This is a genomic window from Sphingopyxis sp. USTB-05 (assembly GCF_023822045.1).
Lineage (GTDB): Bacteria > Pseudomonadota > Alphaproteobacteria > Sphingomonadales > Sphingomonadaceae > Sphingopyxis.
Map to the genome: position 1 here is coordinate 3,298,016 of NZ_CP084712.1, position 16,780 is coordinate 3,314,795.

Below are 16,780 nucleotides of genomic sequence, written 5' to 3' on the forward strand. Positions count from 1 at the left end.
ACTTTCTGTCGGAACCAAATGAATGACCCCGGCAAAGCGACTCAGGCAGAGGCGCGGCGCCGGGGCGGTTGGGCGCCCTATAGCGGCAAAGGTCGGGCGCGTCATCCCCGGCATGACACCCTCTCCCCTTACGTTTACGTAAAGTGCTTGCGCTCGGGGCGCTCGCTTGCAAGGCTGTGCCAAACCAAGGAGAGAGATGGATGAGCTTCGACCAGATTCGCCTCGACAAGCATGAGGGTATCGCGCTGCTGACGCTGCACCGGCCCGACCGGATGAACGCCTTCACCACCGAAATGATGCTCGAAATCGTGGCGGCGCTCGACGAATGTGACGCCGACGATGGCGTGCGCGCGGTGATCTTCACCGGATCGGGCGACCGCGCCTATTGCGCCGGCGCCGACCTGGGCCAAGGTGCCGCGACCTTCGATTATGACAAGCGCACCGACAAGCAGGCAATCTTGCCCGACGGCATGTCGGCCAGTCCCGTTGCCGAAGACGGCACGATCGACTGGTCGCACCCGCTGATCCGCGATTCGGGCGGCCGCGTGTCGATGCGCATCTTTGACTGCAAAAAACCCGTGCTCGGTGCGATCAATGGCGCCGCGGTGGGTATCGGCGCGACGATGACGCTGTCGATGGACGCGCGCCTCGCCAGCGAAACCGCCCGCTATGGCTTCGTTTTCGCCCGCCGCGGGATTGTGCCCGAAGCGGCGTCGAGCTGGTTCCTGCCGCGCCTCGTTGGCATCCAAAACGCGGTCGACTGGTGCTATTCGGGGCGGCTGATCGACGCCGCCGAGGCGCATGACAAGGGCCTCGTCCAGTCGGTGCACGCCCCCGGCGAACTCATCGACGCCGCGATCGCCAAGGCGCGCGAACTCACCGAGCACAGCGCGCCGGTATCGGTCGCCCTCACCCGCCACATGCTGTGGCGGATGCTTGGCGCGCCGCACCCGATGAGCGCGCATCGCTGGGACAGCCGCGCGATCTTCGCGCGCGGGCGCAGCGCCGATGCCGCCGAGGGCGTGTCGAGCTTCCTTGAGAAGCGCCCCGCGAACTTCACCGTCAGCGTCGCGAACGATTATCCGTGGTTCGCCGAGTTCGAGGACACGCCGCCCTATAGCTGAGAGTTCAGCCCGCTGCGCTGCCGCGCTTCCTGAAATAGGGCCGGAAGAACATGTAGAGCCCGGAGAATATCAGCAGGAACAGCGGCGGCAGCGGCAAATAATAGACCCATTGGGCGGGCTCTTGCCCCGCCCCCAGCATGACGAAAATCGCTAGCACGATCGCCGAAAAGATAATCGATACCCAGCGGTGAAACTGCCGGATCCACAGACTCCAGTTCATAACTATCTCCCTGTTTCGATTATGCGCCGAGGCCCGCGACCACCTTCTCGAGATTTTCGAGGTGAATCTTCCAGCCACCCTTGGCACCGCCGAACGCCTGCTTCTGATCGGGGCGGAAACCGACCTGTTCCATGCGGAGCAAGGTGCCAGCGGCCGTCGGTTCGAGCGTGAATGTCACGGTGCTATCAAGCCGGTAGGCCGGGTCGTCGTGCGCGTAGTTCCATGTGTAGGAGAGGCTGCGGCCGGGCTCGACGTCGAGTATCTCACAATCGACATTGCCCCAGTCGCCGCGCAACTGAAAACGATGGCCGAGATCGAGGCCGAAGTCGTTTTTCATCAGCCATTCCTCGATCAGATGCTGCGTCGTCAGCGCGCGCCAGATCTTTTCGGGCGGATGCGGGATTTCACGCTCCACGGTCACGCTACGCACGTCGGTATCGGTCATTGATCCATCCTTTTGAGCAAATCTTCGAGATCGTCGAACCGCGCTTCCCAGAAGCGGTTCATGCGCCCGGTCCAGTCGACGAGCGGCGCGAGCGCGCGTTGCTGGGCGCTGTAATGCGTTTGGCGCCCCTCCTCCCGGCCCTCCACCAGCCCCGCCTGTTTGAGAATGCCGAGATGCTTCGAAACCGCGGGCTGCGATATGCCCGCGCCGGCGGTAAGTGCGCCGACCGTCTGTTCGCCGCCCAGGCAAAGCCGCTCGAACAGCGCACGCCGGCTGGGATCGGCGAGTGCCTTGAAAAGAAGGTCGGGCGATGTGTCGGTCATAATTCATAACTCTCTGGCTATGCGTTTCCAATAACCATATGGTTATGAGTGTCAAGCGCCGTCGTTATGCCGGGCGGGCCGCCGATCGGACGCTGGAGCGTACCATCGCCTTCACGTTAGATGCGGTGGTGAACATATCGGACGCCCCTCTCCGTCACTCCTCGCGTCGCTCGGTCTGTGCCGGGGTGCTGGCGGGGATAGTCGTCCCGTCCATCCGAATGACGAGGTCCCCCATGCCCAATCGCGCGATCAATCCCACCGGCGTCTCCTACGCGCAGGCGCATCTTGTCGAAAACCCGACGCGATGGCTGTTCGTCAGCGGCCAAATTCCCGTCGATGCGAAGGAGGAGGTGCCGGCGGCGTTCGAGGATCAGTGCCGGCTGGTCTGGCGCAACGTCGAAAAACAGCTCCTCGCTGCGGGGATGAATTTGCAGGACCTCGTCAAGGTCACCGTATTCCTGTCGGACCGCCGCTATCGCGAAGCGAACTACAAGGTGCGGCACGACGTGCTGGGCGGTCATTCGCCCGCGCTGACGATCATCATCGCCGACATCTACGATGCGGCGTGGTTGCTTGAGATCGAAGCGATCGCGGCCGTTTAGCCGAGCCCGTCAGCGATCCTTGTCGCGTTTCAGAATCAGCGCGGTCGTCGTATCCTCCACCCCTGCGATCAGCGCAATCCGGTCGCGCGCGGCGTTGAGCTGCGCCGAGTCCGCCGCCGCGATTTCAACGAGCAGATCGATCTCGCCGCTCAGCGAATAGCAGCGCGCAACCTCCGCCATCCCCGTCACCGCCGCAACGATCTCCGGCGAGGGCGTGCGCGCGAGCCGCAGTTGCAGGATCGCCGCGATCCCGCCTTCATCGACGATGCGCGCGTGATATCCGCCGATCGTTCCCGCGGCCTCCAGCTTCGACAATCGCTCGCGAACCGAACTGCGCGCCAGCCCGACGGTCGCCGCGATCGTCTTCAGCGGCAGGCGGGCATTGTCGCGCAGCATCGCCACAATTTGTCGGTCGATCGCGTCCATATCCTCTCCCCGCCGCCCTTTCGGCGCCGCCGCCGCCGATCGGACGATGGCCAAGCACCTGCACTCGGGCAAAGATCCTCAATGCTTCTGCTAGCGTCTTGCCGGAGAGAAAGTCCATGCCGTTTGCCAACCGCGCGCCGCCCCTCCTCTGCCTTACGGTGCTTGCCGGGTGCACCGCCGCCGCGGATACGCCCGGACCGGCTAGCGCGACGCTGTGGACTCCCGCTGCCATCTCGGGGCCCGGCTATGAATCCTCGCCAACCTTCACGCCGGACGGCCGGACGATGCTGTACCTTGCGGCGGACAAGGATTTCCGAAACTACCGGCTGATGCAGTCGCGCTGTGAAAACGGCGCTTGGGGAAAACCTGCGCCGCCGACCTTCGCCATGCCGTCGCCGGTGATCGAGGCCGATCCGTTCGTCACCCCCGACGGAAAGCGGCTCTATTATATCTCGTCGCGCCATGCGCCCGCGAAGGAGGACTTCGACATATGGTATGTCGAGCATACCACCGAGGGCGGCTGGGGCGAACCGCAGCGCCTGCCCGAACCCGTCAACTCGCCCGAGGCAGAGCTCCTCCCGCGCGCCGACGCCGCCGGCCGCCTCTATTTCGGATCGAGCCGCGCGGGCAGCGCGGGCGGCGGTGACATCTATGTCGCAACCGAAGTCCGGCCCGGCGAATGGAAGGTCGAAAATCTCGGCCCGCCGGTCAGCGCGGGCGGTTATGAATATGAGGCGGAGATTTCGCGCGACGGGCGGACGATGATCGCCGTGTCCGACCGCGGCGACCGGTCGCATCTCTATCGCTTCCGCCGCGAAGGCGATCGCTGGGTCGAAGTCGGTCGCATTCCGGCCGATCTTGACCAGTTTCAGGTCGGTCCATTGCTGTCGCCGACAGGCGATCGGCTACTCTTTGCGCAGCGATACGGCGACCGTTCGGGCGAGATGTTCGTCATCGATCTGGTGCCTGAACCAGACCGGTCGTGGCCATCCGACTGCCGCGATCAGGCGGCGTTATAGACGCGCCGCCCGCGATCTGCCGTCATGCTGTGCGTGCCCTTCAGCGCGAGCGAACGCGCCCGGATCGTTTCGACGCTGTGCCAGTTTGCCGTCACTCGCTCGGGTGCGAATTGGACAGTCACATAGCCCCGATCTGCAGTATTCGCCCATTTGAGTTGCGGCGACGCCCGGCGCAGCGCCGCGACGCGCGTTTCGTCGGAAACGCCGCGGATATAGCTTTCATAGCCCGGCGACGTGACGCTCTGTCCCGCGATCTCGATCCCCGCCGGCCGGCCATCCTCGGCGAGGTCGAAGGCCCAGGCGTTGTGCGTGTCGCCCGTCAGCGTGACGAGGTCGGCGTCGGCACGCTGCGCGGCGGCGAGCAAGCGGCTGCGCGCGGCGGGATAACCATCCCATGCGTCGAGGTTGAGCGGCAAGCCCGCCTTCGCCGCCAGCTGACCGGTTTCCACCCGCCGGCGGACATAGTCAGGCTGTTCACCCGCGAACCAGTCGCGTGTCTCGGGCGGAGTGAACAGCGTGCCCATCACGACCTGTTGAGCGCAGACCTGCCAGCGCGTACCCGCCTTGGTCGAAACCGCGAGCCCGTCGAACAGCCATTTCTCCTGTTCGGCGCCGAGCATCTGGCGCGCGGGGTCGCGATAGCCGGTTTCGGCAAACTGCTTAAGCTTCGCCGCGGCATCGCCGCCCCCTGTGACGATCTCGTCAATTTCGAATTGCCGGTCGCGCGCCGTCACGCGCGTTTCGGGAAGGAAGATCGTCGCGAGGTCGCCGACCTGATATTGGCGCCAGCGCTTGTCGGCGACGGGCATCCATTCGCGATAGGCGCGCTCGGCGGCGGCCATGCGCGCGGGCCATTCGCCCTCACCCTCATTGTGATTTTCGGCGCCGCCCTTCCAGACGTCGTTCGCGAATTCATGATCGTCCCATTGCGCGATCATCGGAAACATCTGGTGCAACTTCTGGAGGTCGGGGTCGGCACGATAGGCGGCATAGCGCAGCCGATAATCGGCAAGCGCGACGATCTCGTGCGCGGGCTGGATCTCGCGCCCCGGAAGCGCCTCTTTTGCTGACGGATAGTCGCCCGCCTTATACTCGTAGAGATAATCGCCGACATGCGCGACAAGGTCGATGTCGCCGCGCGCCGCGGCATGGCCATAGGCGGTGAACCAGCCGAACGGCATGTTCGAACAGGAAAAGAGCGCAAGGTTGAACGCCTTGGTCGATCCCTGCGGCAGGGTGCGCGTGCGGCCGGTCACCGACTTGGTGCCATCGGGGGCGACGAAGCGATAATGATACCAGCGGCCGGGCTTGAGCCCCTCGACGACCAGCTTTGCGGTATGATCGCGTTCGCCCGCCGCCACGACGCTGCCGCCCGCGACGACCCTTGAAAAATCCTCACTTTCCGACAGTTCGACGGTCAGCCTTGTGTCATTCGCCGCCGCATAGCGCGTCCACAACAGCACCGAATGCGCGCCCGGCTCTCCGCTTGCGACGCCGTGGGTAAAGCCCTGCGCCATCGCCGCCTGTGCCGCGCCGGGCAGCGACAGCGCGGCAAGCCCCGCCGTGCCAAGCTTGATGAGCAAACGGCGATCGATTTCGTTCCACAGCTGATGCATCGCATATCCTCCCGCGTCGCCGGGTCTGTGGCGCGTCTTTGTTACAGATTCGCGCCTATCCGCTGATCCCGAGCGCGAGCAGCAGAAGCATGAACCAGATTACCGAAAACAGGCTGAAAAAGAGCAGCAGCGCTGCGCGCACAAGCGATCCGAAGCGCGACGAGCGATAGGCGCCGCGAAGCTGGCGATACATATGGAAGGGCACATAGAGCATCGCAAAGAAAGTCGCGACATCGCCAATGATCGTTAGGTTCAGCAGGCGCACGACGACGAAGAGGAGCAGCATGAAGCTGATCGAGTAGGTGACGAAAACGAAATGGTCATAGGTGTGAAAGCGCCGGCTGAAAGGAAAGAGCAACCACATGAACGGCAGCGACAGCGGGATCAGCGCCCAGGCGAATTTATAGGCGTTCGCCTGCAATTTATAGAGGACGAGCGCGGGGTTCGCGAACGCCTTCTTCAGCCCGTGATCGATGAACGGCACCCCGGTATCGATCTTGTTCTGCGAAATGAAATCGGCGCTCGTCTTCACCTGCGTGACGGGGTTTTCGAGGACGGGCGGCCCCGCGGCGCGATCGGCAGCGCGTTCGGTCTTGCTGCGGCTGCGCGCAACGCCAAGATAGTCGGCGCTTTTTTGCAGCACATCGCGTTCGGTCTCCAACTCCCGGCGCTTGTCGGCGGACAGGTCCTTCCGGACCAGCTCGGCGTCGACCCGGTCGACCTCGGCCTGCATACTGTCCTTGATCGCGGTCGTGCGCGTCTGTTCGGCCGCCGCCTTGCTCAACCCCTCGCCGACCCCGCCGCCGCTGCCGACCATCGCGAGCACCGCATAGGTCAGAAAGACGGCGAACAGGAACAGCGCGAGCGGCGAGATGAAGCGCGCGCGTTCACCGTGGATATAGCGACGCGTCAGGTCGCCGGGCCGCCAACTGAGGAGTGGCAGCGTATTCCAGATCTTGCCTTCGAAATGAAAGATCGCGTGGACGAGGTCGTGTCCGATCGCGCTGAAACTGCGATGCACGTCCGCGCGCTGTCCGCAATGATGGCAATGCGAGCCCGCTAGGCTGGTGCCGCAATTCAGACAGCGCAGCGGCGCTTGGCCGTGCGCGGCACCACCGTGCCCTGGCTCGACCGTATGCCCCGCCAAACCGGCGGTCACCGCCGCCCCGATGCCTTCAATATCCCCGCTCATGACGCCCTGCCTAAAGGCGCGCGCGGCGGCACGCAACGGGACTTTCGCGGCCCGTGCAAAGCGTGATAGTGGCAGCGCCATGAACGCCGAAGCCCTCACCGCCCCGCCGATGCCCGGCGATGCCGTCGCCCTGATCGCCGACATGGGCGCGCGTGCGCGCGCCGCGTCGAAAGCGCTCGCGCTCGCGCCGACGGCGAACAAGGCCGCGGGACTGGTTGCTGCGGCATCGCAAATTCGTGCGCGGGCGGCCGACATTCTGGCCGCCAATGCCGAAGACATGGCCGCTGGACAAAAGAACGGCCTGTCCGGCGCGATGCTCGACCGGCTGCGGCTCGACGATGGACGGCTGGGCTCTATTGCAGATGCGATCGACGATGTTGCGGCGCTGCCCGACCCCTCGGGCGCCGAGATCGACCGCGTGACGCGGCCTAACGGTCTGGTGCTGAGTCGCGTGCGCGTGCCGCTCGGCGTTGTCGGCATCATCTATGAAAGCCGCCCCAATGTGACCGCCGATGCGGCGGCGCTCGGGCTGATGTCCGGCAACGCCGTGATCCTGCGCGGCGGCAGCGAGGCAGCGCATTCGAACCGCGCGATCCACGCGGCGTTCGCGGCGGGGCTGGTCGAGGTTGGGCTGCCCGCCGATGCGGTGCAGCTCGTCCCGACGCAGGACCGCGCTGCGGTTGGCGCGATGCTTCGCGCGCAGGGACTGATCGACATCATCATCCCGCGCGGCGGCAAGGGCCTCGTCGCGCGCGTGCAGGACGAGGCGCGCGTGCCCGTGCTCGCGCATCTCGACGGGATCAACCACCTGTATATCGACGGCGCCGCCGATCCCGCAAAAGCGGTCGAGCTTGCGGTCAACGCCAAGATGCGCCGCACCGGCGTCTGCGGCGCGACCGAGACGATCCTGATCGACCGCGCCTATCCCGCACCGCTCGCCATCATCGAGGCATTGGTGCAGGCGGGTTGCGAAGTGCGCGGCGACAAGGCCGTCGAGGCGCTGAGCCCGCATGTCGACGCCGCATCGGCCGGCGACTGGGACACCGAATATCTCGACGCGATCGTATCGATCGCCATGGTCGACGGACTTTCCGGCGCACTAGCACATATCGACGCGCATTCGAGCAAGCACACCGACGCGATCGTCACCGAGGATGCCGCGACCGCCGAGCGTTTCCTCACCGGCGTCGACAGCGCGATCGTGATGCACAATGCCTCGACGCAATTCGCCGACGGCGGTGAATTCGGCCTCGGCGCCGAAATCGGCATCGCCACCGGCCGCCTCCACGCCCGCGGGCCCGTCGCGCTCGAAGGGCTGACGACCTATAAATGGTTGGTACGTGGGACGGGGCAGGTCCGGCGTTGACGGCGACCAAACGCCTGTGGCGTCCCGTCGGCCCCAAGGAACTCGCGCTGATCGCCGCCAGCGGCATGCGCGAGTTCCCGCCAAGGCTTCCCGAACAACCGATTTTCTATCCGGTCACCACATTCGACTATGCGGTGAAAATCGCTCGTGACTGGAACGTCCCCGCGTCGGGATCCGGTTTTGTCACCGAGTTCGACGTCGCGACCGACTATCTCGCCGGCTACAAGATCGAGCAAGCGGGCGGGCACGCACATGAAGAATACTGGATTCCGGCGGAAAAATTGCCTGCGTTCAATGAAGCGATCGTCGGCCATATCCGAGTGGTGAAATCATTCCCCGAATGATCCCCACCGGCCTCCTCGGCGGCAGCTTCAATCCGGCGCATGGCGGCCATCGCGCGATCAGTTTGAATGCGATCGATGCGCTGGGGCTCGACGAGCTCTGGTGGCTGGTCTCTCCCGGCAATCCGCTGAAGCCCAAGGTGGGAATGGCGTCACTCCCTGCGCGCCTCGGTTCGGCGCAGCACATGGCGCAGCGGTCGCCGATTCGGGCGACGGCAATCGAGGCCGAACTCGGCACGCGCTACACGATCGATACGCTCAAAAAGCTCGTCCGGCGTTACCCGAACCGGCAGTTCATCTGGATCATGGGGGCCGACAATCTGGTCCAACTGCCCCAATGGCGCGACTGGCGGGGGATCGCCCGACTCATGCCGATTGCGGTTATCGCGCGTCCGGGCTATAATGACCGCGCCCATGCAAGACGTGCGATGGGTTGGCTTCGGCGCTTCGTCCGGCCCGTGGACCAGAAATTGCATTGGACGGACTGGAGACCGCCCGCCCTCGTGTTCCTGCGATTTTCGCCCGATGTGCGATCCGCAACTGCGATACGGCAGGCCAACCCCCGCTGGTTCGAACGCTATGAAGGCCGCGCAATGCGCGACCCGCTAACGCGTTCGCGGCTTGTGGACACGAACAGGAAAGGACGCATTTGATCTCCGCAACCCAGGATGCCGCCAATGGCGCCGCATCCGCCCAAAAGTCTTCGGACGCCAGCGTGGATACGCTCCACGCGCTGATCCTCCACCAACTGGATGAGGACCAGGCCCAGGAAACCATCTCCATCCCGCTTGCCGGTAAAAGCAGCATCGCCGATCATATGGTGATCGCGAGCGGCCGGTCGACGCGCCATGTCTCGGCCATCGCCGAGAAACTTGCGCAGCGTATCAAGCAGGAAGCGGGCCGCCAGGTTCGCGTCGAGGGACTGCCCAATGCCGATTGGGTGCTGCTCGATGCGGGCGACGTCATCGTCCACCTGTTCCGCCCCGAGGTCCGTAGCTTCTACAACCTCGAACGCATGTGGTCGTTCGGCGACGCGCCGCCGGTTGCCGCCGCAAATTGACGTCCGCCCCGCCTACCGGCTAGGCGGACGCTCATGTTGCTGCACATCATCGCGCGCGGGCGCATCGGGCGCGGGCCCGAGGCCGAGCTGGTCGAGCGCTATATGAAGCGCGTGACCTGGGCGCAGAAAATTTCGGAGCTTCCCGATACGGGCGGCCGCATGCCAGCTGCCGCCGACAACAGCCGCACTGTCCTGCTCGACGAGGGGGGCGACCAGATGTCGTCGCTCGAATTCGCGAGACTGCTCGAAAAATGGCGCGATGGTGGCGTCCGCGAGGCACGCTTTTGCCTCGGCGCTGCCGACGGTTTCACACCCGAGGAGCGCGAGGGCGCCGACAAGGTCATTGCCTTTGGCCGCGCGACCTGGCCGCATCTGATGGCGCGCGCGATGCTCGCCGAACAATTGTGGCGCGCGACGAGCATCGTCGCCGGCCACCCCTATCACCGCGAGGGTCGCCAATGAGGCGCGCCCTTTCAGCCATCGCGATGGCGGGCGTGTTCGCGGGCGGGGCGCTCGCGCTGGCGCAGAGCGACATTTTCGATCCGCAAGCGATCGCCGCGCGCGAGCGTACGCAGTTGATCGATGCCAAGCAGCAATCGGCGGCCGCTATGGCGCGCAGCGCGCTGCTCGAACGACAGGCCGTGGCGGCGAACAGTGAAGCCGACCGGCTGAAAAAGCGTAGCGCCGCGCTCGCCGCGCGCATCCAGTCTGCCGAGGCTGATATCAGCGCGGGCGAAGCGCGCGTCGCGCTCGTCACCCGCCGCCTGTCGGCACAGCGCGCCCGGCTTGCTCAGCAACAACAGCCCCTGCTCGAACTCGCCGCCTCGCTCCAGCAACTCAGCCGCCAGCCGCCGGTGAGCGTGCTCGCGCAGCCCGGCTCGCTTACCGACATGGTGCACGCACGCGCCGTGATCGACGCCGCGATGCCGGTGATCGAGCGCCGGACCGCCGGCGCGCGGCACGAACTCGCGATGCTGCAGACGGTGCGACGGCAACAGGCCGTAGCGCTGAAGTCGCTCTCGGCCAGCAAGGCGCAACTCGCACAGCGCCGCGATGCGCTGACGCGGCTCGAAAATGAAGGCCGGCTGCGCTCGCGCGAGCTGATGAGCAGCGCGCAGCTAGAGGCCGACCGCGCATTGGGGCTTGGTGAGAAGGCGCGCGATATTGTCGACCTGATGGACTCTCTCGAAGCCGACAGTGCGGTTCGCGCCGAGCTTGCGCAGCTCGCGGGCCCGCTGCCGCGTCCACGCAATCCGGAAGGCAGCATCGTGAATGCAGCGCCCCCGGCGGAGGCAGAGGCCGACCTTGCCCAGGGCGCCTATCGCTTGCCCGTCGTCGGACGCATCGTCGCGGGACTGGGGGAAGTCAATGAAAGCGGCGTGCGATCGCGCGGTGTCACCATCGCCGCGCGTCCGGGTGGGCAGGTCGTCGCCCCAGCGCCCGGCCGCGTCAGCTTTGCAGGCGACTATCGCGGCTATGGCAAGATCGTGATCATCGACCATGGCGGCGGCTGGGTGTCGTTGCTGACCGGCATGATCGCGCTGTCGGTCGGGGTTGGCGACACGCTCGATGCCGGCGCGCCGGTCGGCCGCGCGGGATCCGACGACAGCCGCATCACCGTCGAGCTGCGTCGCGCCGGGCGTCCGGTCGATATCGTCGCGATGATCGGCTGACCCGCGGCGTTAATCGCCCATTATGCTGCATTTCGGTAGAGCGATGCCGTGCTTGACGCCCGCAGATTTGCGTAGGAGGATGGCGCGCTGGGGATTATAAGGCGGGATTGCTCTCGCGTGACTGAAAGACGCCCATGACCGAATCGACCAAGACCACCTCGTCTCCCCGGCGCCGTTTCGCCCTGTGGCAGGGCGCTGCCGCGCTCTCGACGCTGGCGCTCGTCCCGCTGGCGACCGGCGCGATGGCAACCGTCGATTCGAAGACGCAGGAAGAAATTTCGCGCTTCATGGACGTCTATCTCGAGGTCAAATCCAACTATGTCGAACAGGTCGACGATTCGAAGCTGATCGAGGGCGCAATCAACGGCATGCTCGCCAGCCTCGATCCGCATTCAGGTTATCTCGACGCGCGCGGCTTTTCGAACCTGCGCACCCAGACAGACGGCGAATATGGCGGGCTCGGCCTGTCGGTGACGATGGAAGACGGCGTGGTCAAGGTCATCGCGCCGACCGCCGACACCCCGGCCGCCAGGGCGGGAATCAAGGCGGGCGACTATATCACGCATATCAACAAGGAACTGATCTTCGGCCTGACTTTGGACGAGGCGGTCGAACAGATGCGCGGCAAGCCCGGAACCAAGATCGACGTCACCGTCGTTCGCGAAGGTCAGGACAAGCCGATCGAGATGTCGCTGACGCGCGAAATCATCGACCTGAAGCCCGTGAAATGGGAAGTCAGCGGCGATGTCGGCGTGCTCACCGTCTCCAGCTTCTCGGCTGACGCGACGACCGACCTCAAGGCCGCGATGATGGCGGTCGAAAAATCGCTCGGCAAGAAACCGCGCGGCTGGATCCTCGACCTCCGCTCGAACCCGGGCGGGTTGCTGGACGAAGCCGTCGGTATCAGCGACCTGTTCCTCGAACGCGGCGAGATCGTTTCGCAGCGCGGCCGCAAAAAGGGCGATATCGAACGCTATTTCGCCGAACCCGGCGATCTGGCCGGCGGTGCGCCGGTCGTCGTGCTGATCGACTCGGGCTCGGCCTCGGCGTCCGAAATCGTCGCGGGCGCGCTGCAGGACCAGCATCGTGCGGTCGTGATGGGCGAACGCAGCTTCGGCAAGGGATCGGTGCAGACCGTCTTGCCGCTGACCGACACCACCGCGCTCCGCCTGACCACCGCGCGCTACTACACGCCGTCGGGTCGCAGCGTACAGGAAGGCGGTATCGAGCCTGATATCCGCGTGCCGCAGATTTCGGACCCCGACTATGCCTCGCGTCCGAAGTTCCGCGAAAGCGACCTGCGCCGTCACCTGATCAACGAGAAAAAGGTCGACAACGGCCTGCTCGAAAAGGACGAAAAGGCCGACCCGCGCTTCACCGCGACCGCCGCCGAGCTTAAGGAAAAGGGCATCGAGGACTTCCAGCTTCACTATGCGCTGCAGACGATCGGACGGATCAACGCGGCCACGCCGCGCATGGCGCAAAGCGGAAAGGCCCCGGTGAAGCCCGCCGCCAAGCCCACCGCGCGCAACTAAGGGACGTGCGGACATGCTGAAATCGCGCCTCGCCGCGCCCTTCGTCGCGTTCCTCGCGCCGCTGCTGCTCTATGGCGGCGCGCTCGTATCGCAATATGGCTTTGGCCTGCACCCTTGCGAGATGTGCTACTGGCAGCGTTGGCCGCATCAGGCGGCGATCGTGCTGGCGCTGCTCGCGCTGTTGCTCCGCAGCAATGACAAGGCGATGCGCGCGCTCACCCTGCTGGCGGCCGTCGCAATTGCCGTCAGCGGCGCGATCGGCATTTTCCATGCCGGGGTCGAATATGGCTTCTGGGAAGGCATCACGACCTGCGCGACCGGCGCCAGCGGCCCCGTGTCGCTCGATTCGATCATGAACGCCCCGCTGATCCGCTGCGACACCGCGCAATGGACGCTGCTGGGCATCTCGCTCGCGGGTTTCAACGCGATCTTCTCGGCTTGCGCGGCGGCACTCGTCTTGACCTTGCTGCGCCGGAAGACCACATCGGCGGCATGAGCCCAAAAAACTCCAGCGCCGGAAAAAACGCATCGATGATCCGCGTCGACCAGGCGGGCGAATATGGCGCGACGCGCATCTACGCCGGCCAGCTCGCGGTGATGGGCGACCGCCATCCGATGGCCCGCGAAATCGCACATATGGCCGAGCAGGAAGAACGACACCGTAAATTCTTCGATGCCATGATCGCCGAGCGGGGGGTTCGCCCCACCGCGCTCCAGCCCTTCTGGAATGTCGCGGGCTTTGCGCTCGGCGCGGTAACCGCCGCGATGGGCCCCCGCGCCGCAATGGCTTGCACAGCAGCGGTCGAGACCGAAATCGACCGCCATTATCAGCATCAGCTCGACGAGCTTGGCGACAGCGACCCCGAACTCAGTGCAGCGGTCGAGGATTTCCGCGCCGAAGAGCTCGAGCATAAGGAAGCCGCCCTCGCTGCGGGCGCCGAGAGCGCCCCGGGTTACCCCGTTCTCAGCCTCGCGATCCGCGCCGGTTGCCGTGCAGCCATCGCGCTGTCGAAACGTATCTGATACATAAGGGCCCGCACCGTTCATGACGGATGCAGGGTCGCGGTGCCAAGCCGCACCAAATTGACAAAGGAAGATCGAGATGACCCGCCTCCCCCTGTTCGCGCTGATCCTCGCCGGCAGTGCTGCCGCCATGCCCGCCGCGGCGCAGCAGCAGACGGTCGATGCCGAAAAGATCAACCAGGTCATCGTTTACGGCAACGACAAGTGCGAACAGTCGAGCCCCGACGAAATCGTCGTCTGTAACCGCCTGCCCGAGACCGAACGCTATCGCGTTCCCGAAATGCTCCGCGGCAATCCGCTCGACGTGCGTAACGAGGCCTGGGCGAACAAGGTCGTCGCACTCGAACGCGTCGGCCGTTTCGGCACCGATAGCTGCTCGCCGACCGGACTGGGCGGCTTTACCGGCTGTACGCAGGCGCTGGTCGCGGGTGCGAAGGCCGAACGTCAGGCGGCGAACAAGACCGACTGGCAGGCAATGATCGCCGACGAACGCGCCAAGCGCATCGCGGGCATCGACGCCGCGGCGGACGAAGTCGAAGCCGCCGTCGTCGCCGAAGAGCGCGCGCTCGCCGAACGGCAGAAGGCGGCCGAAGAACTCGAACGGCAGGCCAGCGGCCAGGCCCCCGCGCCGACCGCCCCCGACGAAGCCGACGCGCAGCCGCTGCCGACCCCGCCGAAACGCTGATCTTCCCCCCTTAGCAATAAACCCCGCTCCACCGCCCCAAAAGGGGCGGCCATCCTGCCAGAAATGTAGCATTTTTGCGGCTTAGCGCGATTCAGTTGCGAATCCGCGCCGAACTGAGTGCAAAAATTAACGAATCGCTGGCAGAGTGTCTTGACTTGGGAATTTTTGGGGCAAAACGTGCGGTTCTGGGAATCGCCAGCCTAAGGGGGCTGTAACATGGCATCAACTTTTGGACCGCGCCTGTGGAGGCGCACGACCGTCAGCGTGCCGCCGGCACGGAGTCTCGGTCGCCGAATGACCTGGCATGCCGCTGCTGCCCTCCTCGCCTTTGCCGCTCTTCAGATCTGGCTCGTGATGAGCGCCGTCGCTGCCGGAGCGTCGTCGGCCTTCATCGTCGTCGCGCTGATCATGCTGGTCGCGCTCGCGCTTCCCGTGGCGCGGTCCACCGAACGGCACTGGTATCGGCTGAGCCGGCAGGCACTCGCAAGCTGGGGCCTTCATGCGCGCTTCCGCCGCGACGTCCGCCGCCTTTGGATCGCCGCGCTGACGCTGCCCTTCCTGTGGACCAGCGGCGCAATCGCCGCAACCGACGCGCTCGCTGCGATCATCAAATAAGCTTTTCCTTGTCACCGTCACCCCGGACTTGATCCGGGGGCCAAGACTTTGCCGCCGAAATGGATTTCGGCTCGAGCCTGCACTGAGCCTGTCGAAGGGTTCAGGCTGACGGGTTCGGTGACTTTATTTTGACCCTTGCCCGCGTGCCGTATAGGGCGCGGGGATGCTGACCGTTTCCGAAGCCCTCGACCGCGCAAAGATGCTGTGCGACGCCGCGACCAAGGCCGGCGCCGATGCCGCCGACGCGCTCTATTATTGCAACGCCGCGACGTCGGTCTCGATGCGGCTCGGCGCGCTTGAGGATGTCGAGCGGTCCGAAGGGCAGGATATTTCGCTGCGCGTCTTCGTTGGCCAGCGCAGCGCGAGCGTGTCGACCGCCGACATGGACGCGGGCGAACTTGCCAAGCTGGTCGAACGCTGCGTCGCGATGGCACGCGAAGCCCCCGAGGACCCCTATTCCGGTCTCGCGCCCGAAGAATTGCTGTTCAAGGGTGCCACCCCCGATTTCGACCTCGATGACGGCAGCGAAGCCGACCCGGCCGCGCTGCGCGAAGCCGCCCTGGCGGTCGAGGAAGCCGCGCGCGCTGTCGCCGGCGTCACCAACAGCGAAGGCGGCAGCGCCAGCCACAGCCGCACGCGCTTCGCTCTCGCCACCAGCCACGGCTTTGCCGGCGGCTATGGATCGAGCGGCCACAGCCTGTCGGCAAGCGTCATCGCGGGCGAAGGCGCAGGCATGCAGCGCGACTATGGCTGGCACAGCGCGCACTACCTCACCGACCTCGAAAGCGCCGCAGAGATCGGCGCGCGCGCTGGCACGCGTGCCGTCGCGCGGCTTAATCCCGGCAAGGCCCCGAACGGCAAGCTTCCGGTCCTGCTCGACCCGCGCATCAGCGGCGGCATCGTCGGACACCTGCTCGGCGCGATCGCCGGACCCGCAATCGCACGCGGGACGAGCTTCCTGCTGGGCAAGGAAGATCAGAAGCTGTTCGACAGCAGCATCGTCATCCGCGACGAACCCCATCGTCCGCGCGGCCTGCGCAGCCGGGCCTTCGACGGCGAGGGCCTGCCGACCGCGGCACGCGATCTCGTCGCCGATGGCAGGATCACCGGCTGGCTGCTCGACACCGCATCGGCCAAGCAGCTTGGCTTGGCCCCGACCGGCCACGCGAGCCGTGGCGGCGGCGCGTCGGGGGTCGGCGCAAGCAACCTGCATCTCGCGGCGGGCAGCGCGACCCCCGCGGCACTGATGGAAGGCATCGCCGAGGGCGTCTATATCACCGAGTTGATCGGTCAGGGCGTCAACCCGGTCACCGGCGACTACAGCCGCGGCGCATCGGGCTTCCTGATCAGGGACGGCGCGCTCGCCGGGCCGATCGCCGAGTTCACCATCGCGAGCAATCTTATCGATATGTTCGCCGCACTTATCCCGGCGAACGACCTTGAATTCCGGCACGGCACCAACGCGCCGACGTTGCGCATCGACGGCATGACCGTCGCGTCGAGCTAGGACCGGCG

21 protein-coding genes are annotated in these 16,780 nt (G+C 65.6%); 15 read left to right on the top strand and 6 right to left on the bottom strand.

Translation table 11 applies throughout. The features are described 5' to 3' along the window. The first annotated feature begins 200 nt into the window (after positions 1–200). On the top strand, positions 201–1,124 hold the full coding sequence (locus KEC45_RS15310) for a crotonase/enoyl-CoA hydratase family protein (protein ID WP_062177022.1): 924 nt from the start codon (positions 201–203) through the stop codon (positions 1,122–1,124). A 4-nt stretch (positions 1,125–1,128) separates the two neighbouring features. On the opposite strand, the gene KEC45_RS15315 is transcribed toward KEC45_RS15310, so the two are convergent. From KEC45_RS15315 to KEC45_RS15325, 3 genes are read right to left on the bottom strand one after another with little or no spacing between them, the layout of a single operon-like run. After that, on the bottom strand, positions 1,129–1,344 hold the full coding sequence (locus KEC45_RS15315; RefSeq protein WP_062177019.1) for a hypothetical protein: 216 nt from the start codon (positions 1,342–1,344) through the stop codon (positions 1,129–1,131). A gap of 19 nt (positions 1,345–1,363) precedes the next feature. After that, a complete protein-coding gene (locus tag KEC45_RS15320) occupies positions 1,364–1,789 on the bottom strand; it encodes an SRPBCC domain-containing protein (RefSeq protein WP_062177016.1) in 426 nt (141 codons plus the stop codon). Continuing rightward, positions 1,786–2,112 carry a helix-turn-helix transcriptional regulator gene (locus tag KEC45_RS15325; RefSeq protein ID WP_062177012.1) on the bottom strand — a complete coding sequence of 109 codons (327 nt, stop codon included), beginning with the start codon at positions 2,110–2,112 and terminating at the stop codon, positions 1,786–1,788. Before KEC45_RS15325 ends, KEC45_RS15320 begins: the two co-directional genes overlap by 4 nt. Positions 2,113–2,345: 233 nt before the next feature. On the opposite strand from KEC45_RS15325, the gene KEC45_RS15330 reads away from it, so the two are divergent. Further along, on the top strand, positions 2,346–2,714 hold the full coding sequence (locus KEC45_RS15330; RefSeq protein WP_062177009.1) for a RidA family protein: 369 nt from the start codon (positions 2,346–2,348) through the stop codon (positions 2,712–2,714). Positions 2,715–2,723: 9 nt separating this feature from the next. On the opposite strand, the gene KEC45_RS15335 is transcribed toward KEC45_RS15330, so the two are convergent. Beyond that, positions 2,724–3,140 carry an Lrp/AsnC family transcriptional regulator gene (locus KEC45_RS15335; RefSeq protein ID WP_062177006.1) on the bottom strand — a complete coding sequence of 139 codons (417 nt, stop codon included), beginning with the start codon at positions 3,138–3,140 and terminating at the stop codon, positions 2,724–2,726. 116 nt (positions 3,141–3,256) lie between these two features. Here KEC45_RS15335 and KEC45_RS15340 point away from each other — a divergent pair, with 116 nt between their 5' ends. Next, positions 3,257–4,159, top strand: a complete 903-nt coding sequence (locus KEC45_RS15340; RefSeq protein WP_062177003.1) for a TolB family protein — start codon at positions 3,257–3,259, stop codon at positions 4,157–4,159. On the opposite strand, the gene KEC45_RS15345 is transcribed toward KEC45_RS15340, so the two are convergent. Both KEC45_RS15345 and KEC45_RS15350 read right to left on the bottom strand, forming a co-directional pair. Further along, positions 4,144–5,775: an alkaline phosphatase gene (locus KEC45_RS15345; protein WP_062177000.1), complete on the bottom strand. Its 1,632-nt coding sequence runs from the start codon at positions 5,773–5,775 to the stop codon at positions 4,144–4,146. The two genes, KEC45_RS15340 and KEC45_RS15345, sit on opposite strands and share 16 nt — an antisense overlap. Positions 5,776–5,830: 55 nt before the next feature. Further along, the gene (locus KEC45_RS15350; protein ID WP_062183395.1) at positions 5,831–6,967 is read right to left on the bottom strand and encodes a DUF3667 domain-containing protein; all 1,137 of its coding nucleotides are present in this window, start codon (positions 6,965–6,967) and stop codon (positions 5,831–5,833) included. Between the two features lie 79 nt (positions 6,968–7,046). Here KEC45_RS15350 and KEC45_RS15355 point away from each other — a divergent pair, with 79 nt between their 5' ends. The 12 genes from KEC45_RS15355 (at position 7,047) to KEC45_RS15410 (ending at position 16,772) form a co-directional block, all read left to right on the top strand. Next, a complete protein-coding gene (locus KEC45_RS15355) occupies positions 7,047–8,333 on the top strand; it encodes a glutamate-5-semialdehyde dehydrogenase (RefSeq protein ID WP_083435628.1) in 1,287 nt (428 codons plus the stop codon). Further along, positions 8,330–8,677: a hypothetical protein gene (locus KEC45_RS15360; protein ID WP_252171136.1), complete on the top strand. Its 348-nt coding sequence runs from the start codon at positions 8,330–8,332 to the stop codon at positions 8,675–8,677. The genes KEC45_RS15355 and KEC45_RS15360 overlap by 4 nt, the downstream gene beginning before the upstream one ends. Then, positions 8,674–9,327, top strand: a complete 654-nt coding sequence (locus tag KEC45_RS15365; RefSeq protein WP_062176994.1) for a nicotinate-nucleotide adenylyltransferase — start codon at positions 8,674–8,676, stop codon at positions 9,325–9,327. The genes KEC45_RS15360 and KEC45_RS15365 overlap by 4 nt, the downstream gene beginning before the upstream one ends. Continuing rightward, positions 9,324–9,734: a ribosome silencing factor gene (gene rsfS / locus KEC45_RS15370; protein ID WP_083435627.1), complete on the top strand. Its 411-nt coding sequence runs from the start codon at positions 9,324–9,326 to the stop codon at positions 9,732–9,734. Before KEC45_RS15365 ends, rsfS begins: the two co-directional genes overlap by 4 nt. Before the next feature lie 33 nt (positions 9,735–9,767). Next, positions 9,768–10,196 carry a 23S rRNA (pseudouridine(1915)-N(3))-methyltransferase RlmH gene (locus tag KEC45_RS15375; RefSeq protein WP_062176991.1) on the top strand — a complete coding sequence of 143 codons (429 nt, stop codon included), beginning with the start codon at positions 9,768–9,770 and terminating at the stop codon, positions 10,194–10,196. Further along, positions 10,193–11,407 (top strand): murein hydrolase activator EnvC, encoded by a 1,215-nt coding sequence (locus tag KEC45_RS15380; RefSeq protein ID WP_062176988.1) that lies wholly within the window; start codon positions 10,193–10,195, stop codon positions 11,405–11,407. The genes KEC45_RS15375 and KEC45_RS15380 overlap by 4 nt, the downstream gene beginning before the upstream one ends. 134 nt (positions 11,408–11,541) lie before the next feature. Continuing rightward, positions 11,542–12,942, top strand: a complete 1,401-nt coding sequence (locus KEC45_RS15385; protein ID WP_062176986.1) for a S41 family peptidase — start codon at positions 11,542–11,544, stop codon at positions 12,940–12,942. A 13-nt stretch (positions 12,943–12,955) separates the two neighbouring features. Beyond that, entirely contained in the window at positions 12,956–13,438 is a 483-nt protein-coding gene (locus KEC45_RS15390) for a disulfide bond formation protein B (RefSeq protein ID WP_062176984.1), read from the top strand. Beyond that, on the top strand, positions 13,435–13,965 hold the full coding sequence (locus tag KEC45_RS15395) for a demethoxyubiquinone hydroxylase family protein (RefSeq protein WP_062176980.1): 531 nt from the start codon (positions 13,435–13,437) through the stop codon (positions 13,963–13,965). Before KEC45_RS15390 ends, KEC45_RS15395 begins: the two co-directional genes overlap by 4 nt. Before the next feature lie 79 nt (positions 13,966–14,044). Then, positions 14,045–14,650 (top strand): hypothetical protein, encoded by a 606-nt coding sequence (locus KEC45_RS15400; RefSeq protein WP_062176977.1) that lies wholly within the window; start codon positions 14,045–14,047, stop codon positions 14,648–14,650. 216 nt (positions 14,651–14,866) lie between these two features. Then, positions 14,867–15,265 (top strand): hypothetical protein, encoded by a 399-nt coding sequence (locus tag KEC45_RS15405; protein WP_062176974.1) that lies wholly within the window; start codon positions 14,867–14,869, stop codon positions 15,263–15,265. A gap of 163 nt (positions 15,266–15,428) precedes the next feature. After that, a complete protein-coding gene (locus tag KEC45_RS15410; protein WP_062176971.1) occupies positions 15,429–16,772 on the top strand; it encodes a TldD/PmbA family protein in 1,344 nt (447 codons plus the stop codon). The last annotated feature ends 8 nt before the right edge of the window (positions 16,773–16,780 follow it).

What these genes read in the sequence shown, in the direction of transcription:
- KEC45_RS15375 (WP_062176991.1), top strand. Translation starts at nt 9,768, where the DNA reads ATGTTGCTGCACATCATCGCGCGCGGGCGCATCGGGCGCGGGCCCGAG.
- KEC45_RS15340 (WP_062177003.1), top strand. Translation starts at nt 3,257, where the DNA reads ATGCCGTTTGCCAACCGCGCGCCGCCCCTCCTCTGCCTTACGGTGCTT.
- KEC45_RS15385 (WP_062176986.1), top strand. Translation starts at nt 11,542, where the DNA reads ATGACCGAATCGACCAAGACCACCTCGTCTCCCCGGCGCCGTTTCGCC.
- KEC45_RS15380 (WP_062176988.1), top strand. Translation starts at nt 10,193, where the DNA reads ATGAGGCGCGCCCTTTCAGCCATCGCGATGGCGGGCGTGTTCGCGGGC.
- KEC45_RS15405 (WP_062176974.1), top strand. Translation starts at nt 14,867, where the DNA reads ATGGCATCAACTTTTGGACCGCGCCTGTGGAGGCGCACGACCGTCAGC.
- KEC45_RS15355 (WP_083435628.1), top strand. Translation starts at nt 7,047, where the DNA reads ATGAACGCCGAAGCCCTCACCGCCCCGCCGATGCCCGGCGATGCCGTC.
- KEC45_RS15325 (WP_062177012.1), bottom strand. Translation starts at nt 2,112, where the DNA reads ATGACCGACACATCGCCCGACCTTCTTTTCAAGGCACTCGCCGATCCC.
- KEC45_RS15315 (WP_062177019.1), bottom strand. Translation starts at nt 1,344, where the DNA reads ATGAACTGGAGTCTGTGGATCCGGCAGTTTCACCGCTGGGTATCGATT.
- KEC45_RS15330 (WP_062177009.1), top strand. Translation starts at nt 2,346, where the DNA reads ATGCCCAATCGCGCGATCAATCCCACCGGCGTCTCCTACGCGCAGGCG.
- KEC45_RS15395 (WP_062176980.1), top strand. Translation starts at nt 13,435, where the DNA reads ATGAGCCCAAAAAACTCCAGCGCCGGAAAAAACGCATCGATGATCCGC.
- KEC45_RS15350 (WP_062183395.1), bottom strand. Translation starts at nt 6,967, where the DNA reads ATGAGCGGGGATATTGAAGGCATCGGGGCGGCGGTGACCGCCGGTTTG.
- KEC45_RS15345 (WP_062177000.1), bottom strand. Translation starts at nt 5,775, where the DNA reads ATGCATCAGCTGTGGAACGAAATCGATCGCCGTTTGCTCATCAAGCTT.
- KEC45_RS15410 (WP_062176971.1), top strand. Translation starts at nt 15,429, where the DNA reads ATGCTGACCGTTTCCGAAGCCCTCGACCGCGCAAAGATGCTGTGCGAC.
- KEC45_RS15400 (WP_062176977.1), top strand. Translation starts at nt 14,045, where the DNA reads ATGACCCGCCTCCCCCTGTTCGCGCTGATCCTCGCCGGCAGTGCTGCC.
- KEC45_RS15335 (WP_062177006.1), bottom strand. Translation starts at nt 3,140, where the DNA reads ATGGACGCGATCGACCGACAAATTGTGGCGATGCTGCGCGACAATGCC.
- KEC45_RS15390 (WP_062176984.1), top strand. Translation starts at nt 12,956, where the DNA reads ATGCTGAAATCGCGCCTCGCCGCGCCCTTCGTCGCGTTCCTCGCGCCG.
- KEC45_RS15365 (WP_062176994.1), top strand. Translation starts at nt 8,674, where the DNA reads ATGATCCCCACCGGCCTCCTCGGCGGCAGCTTCAATCCGGCGCATGGC.
- KEC45_RS15320 (WP_062177016.1), bottom strand. Translation starts at nt 1,789, where the DNA reads ATGACCGATACCGACGTGCGTAGCGTGACCGTGGAGCGTGAAATCCCG.
- KEC45_RS15310 (WP_062177022.1), top strand. Translation starts at nt 201, where the DNA reads ATGAGCTTCGACCAGATTCGCCTCGACAAGCATGAGGGTATCGCGCTG.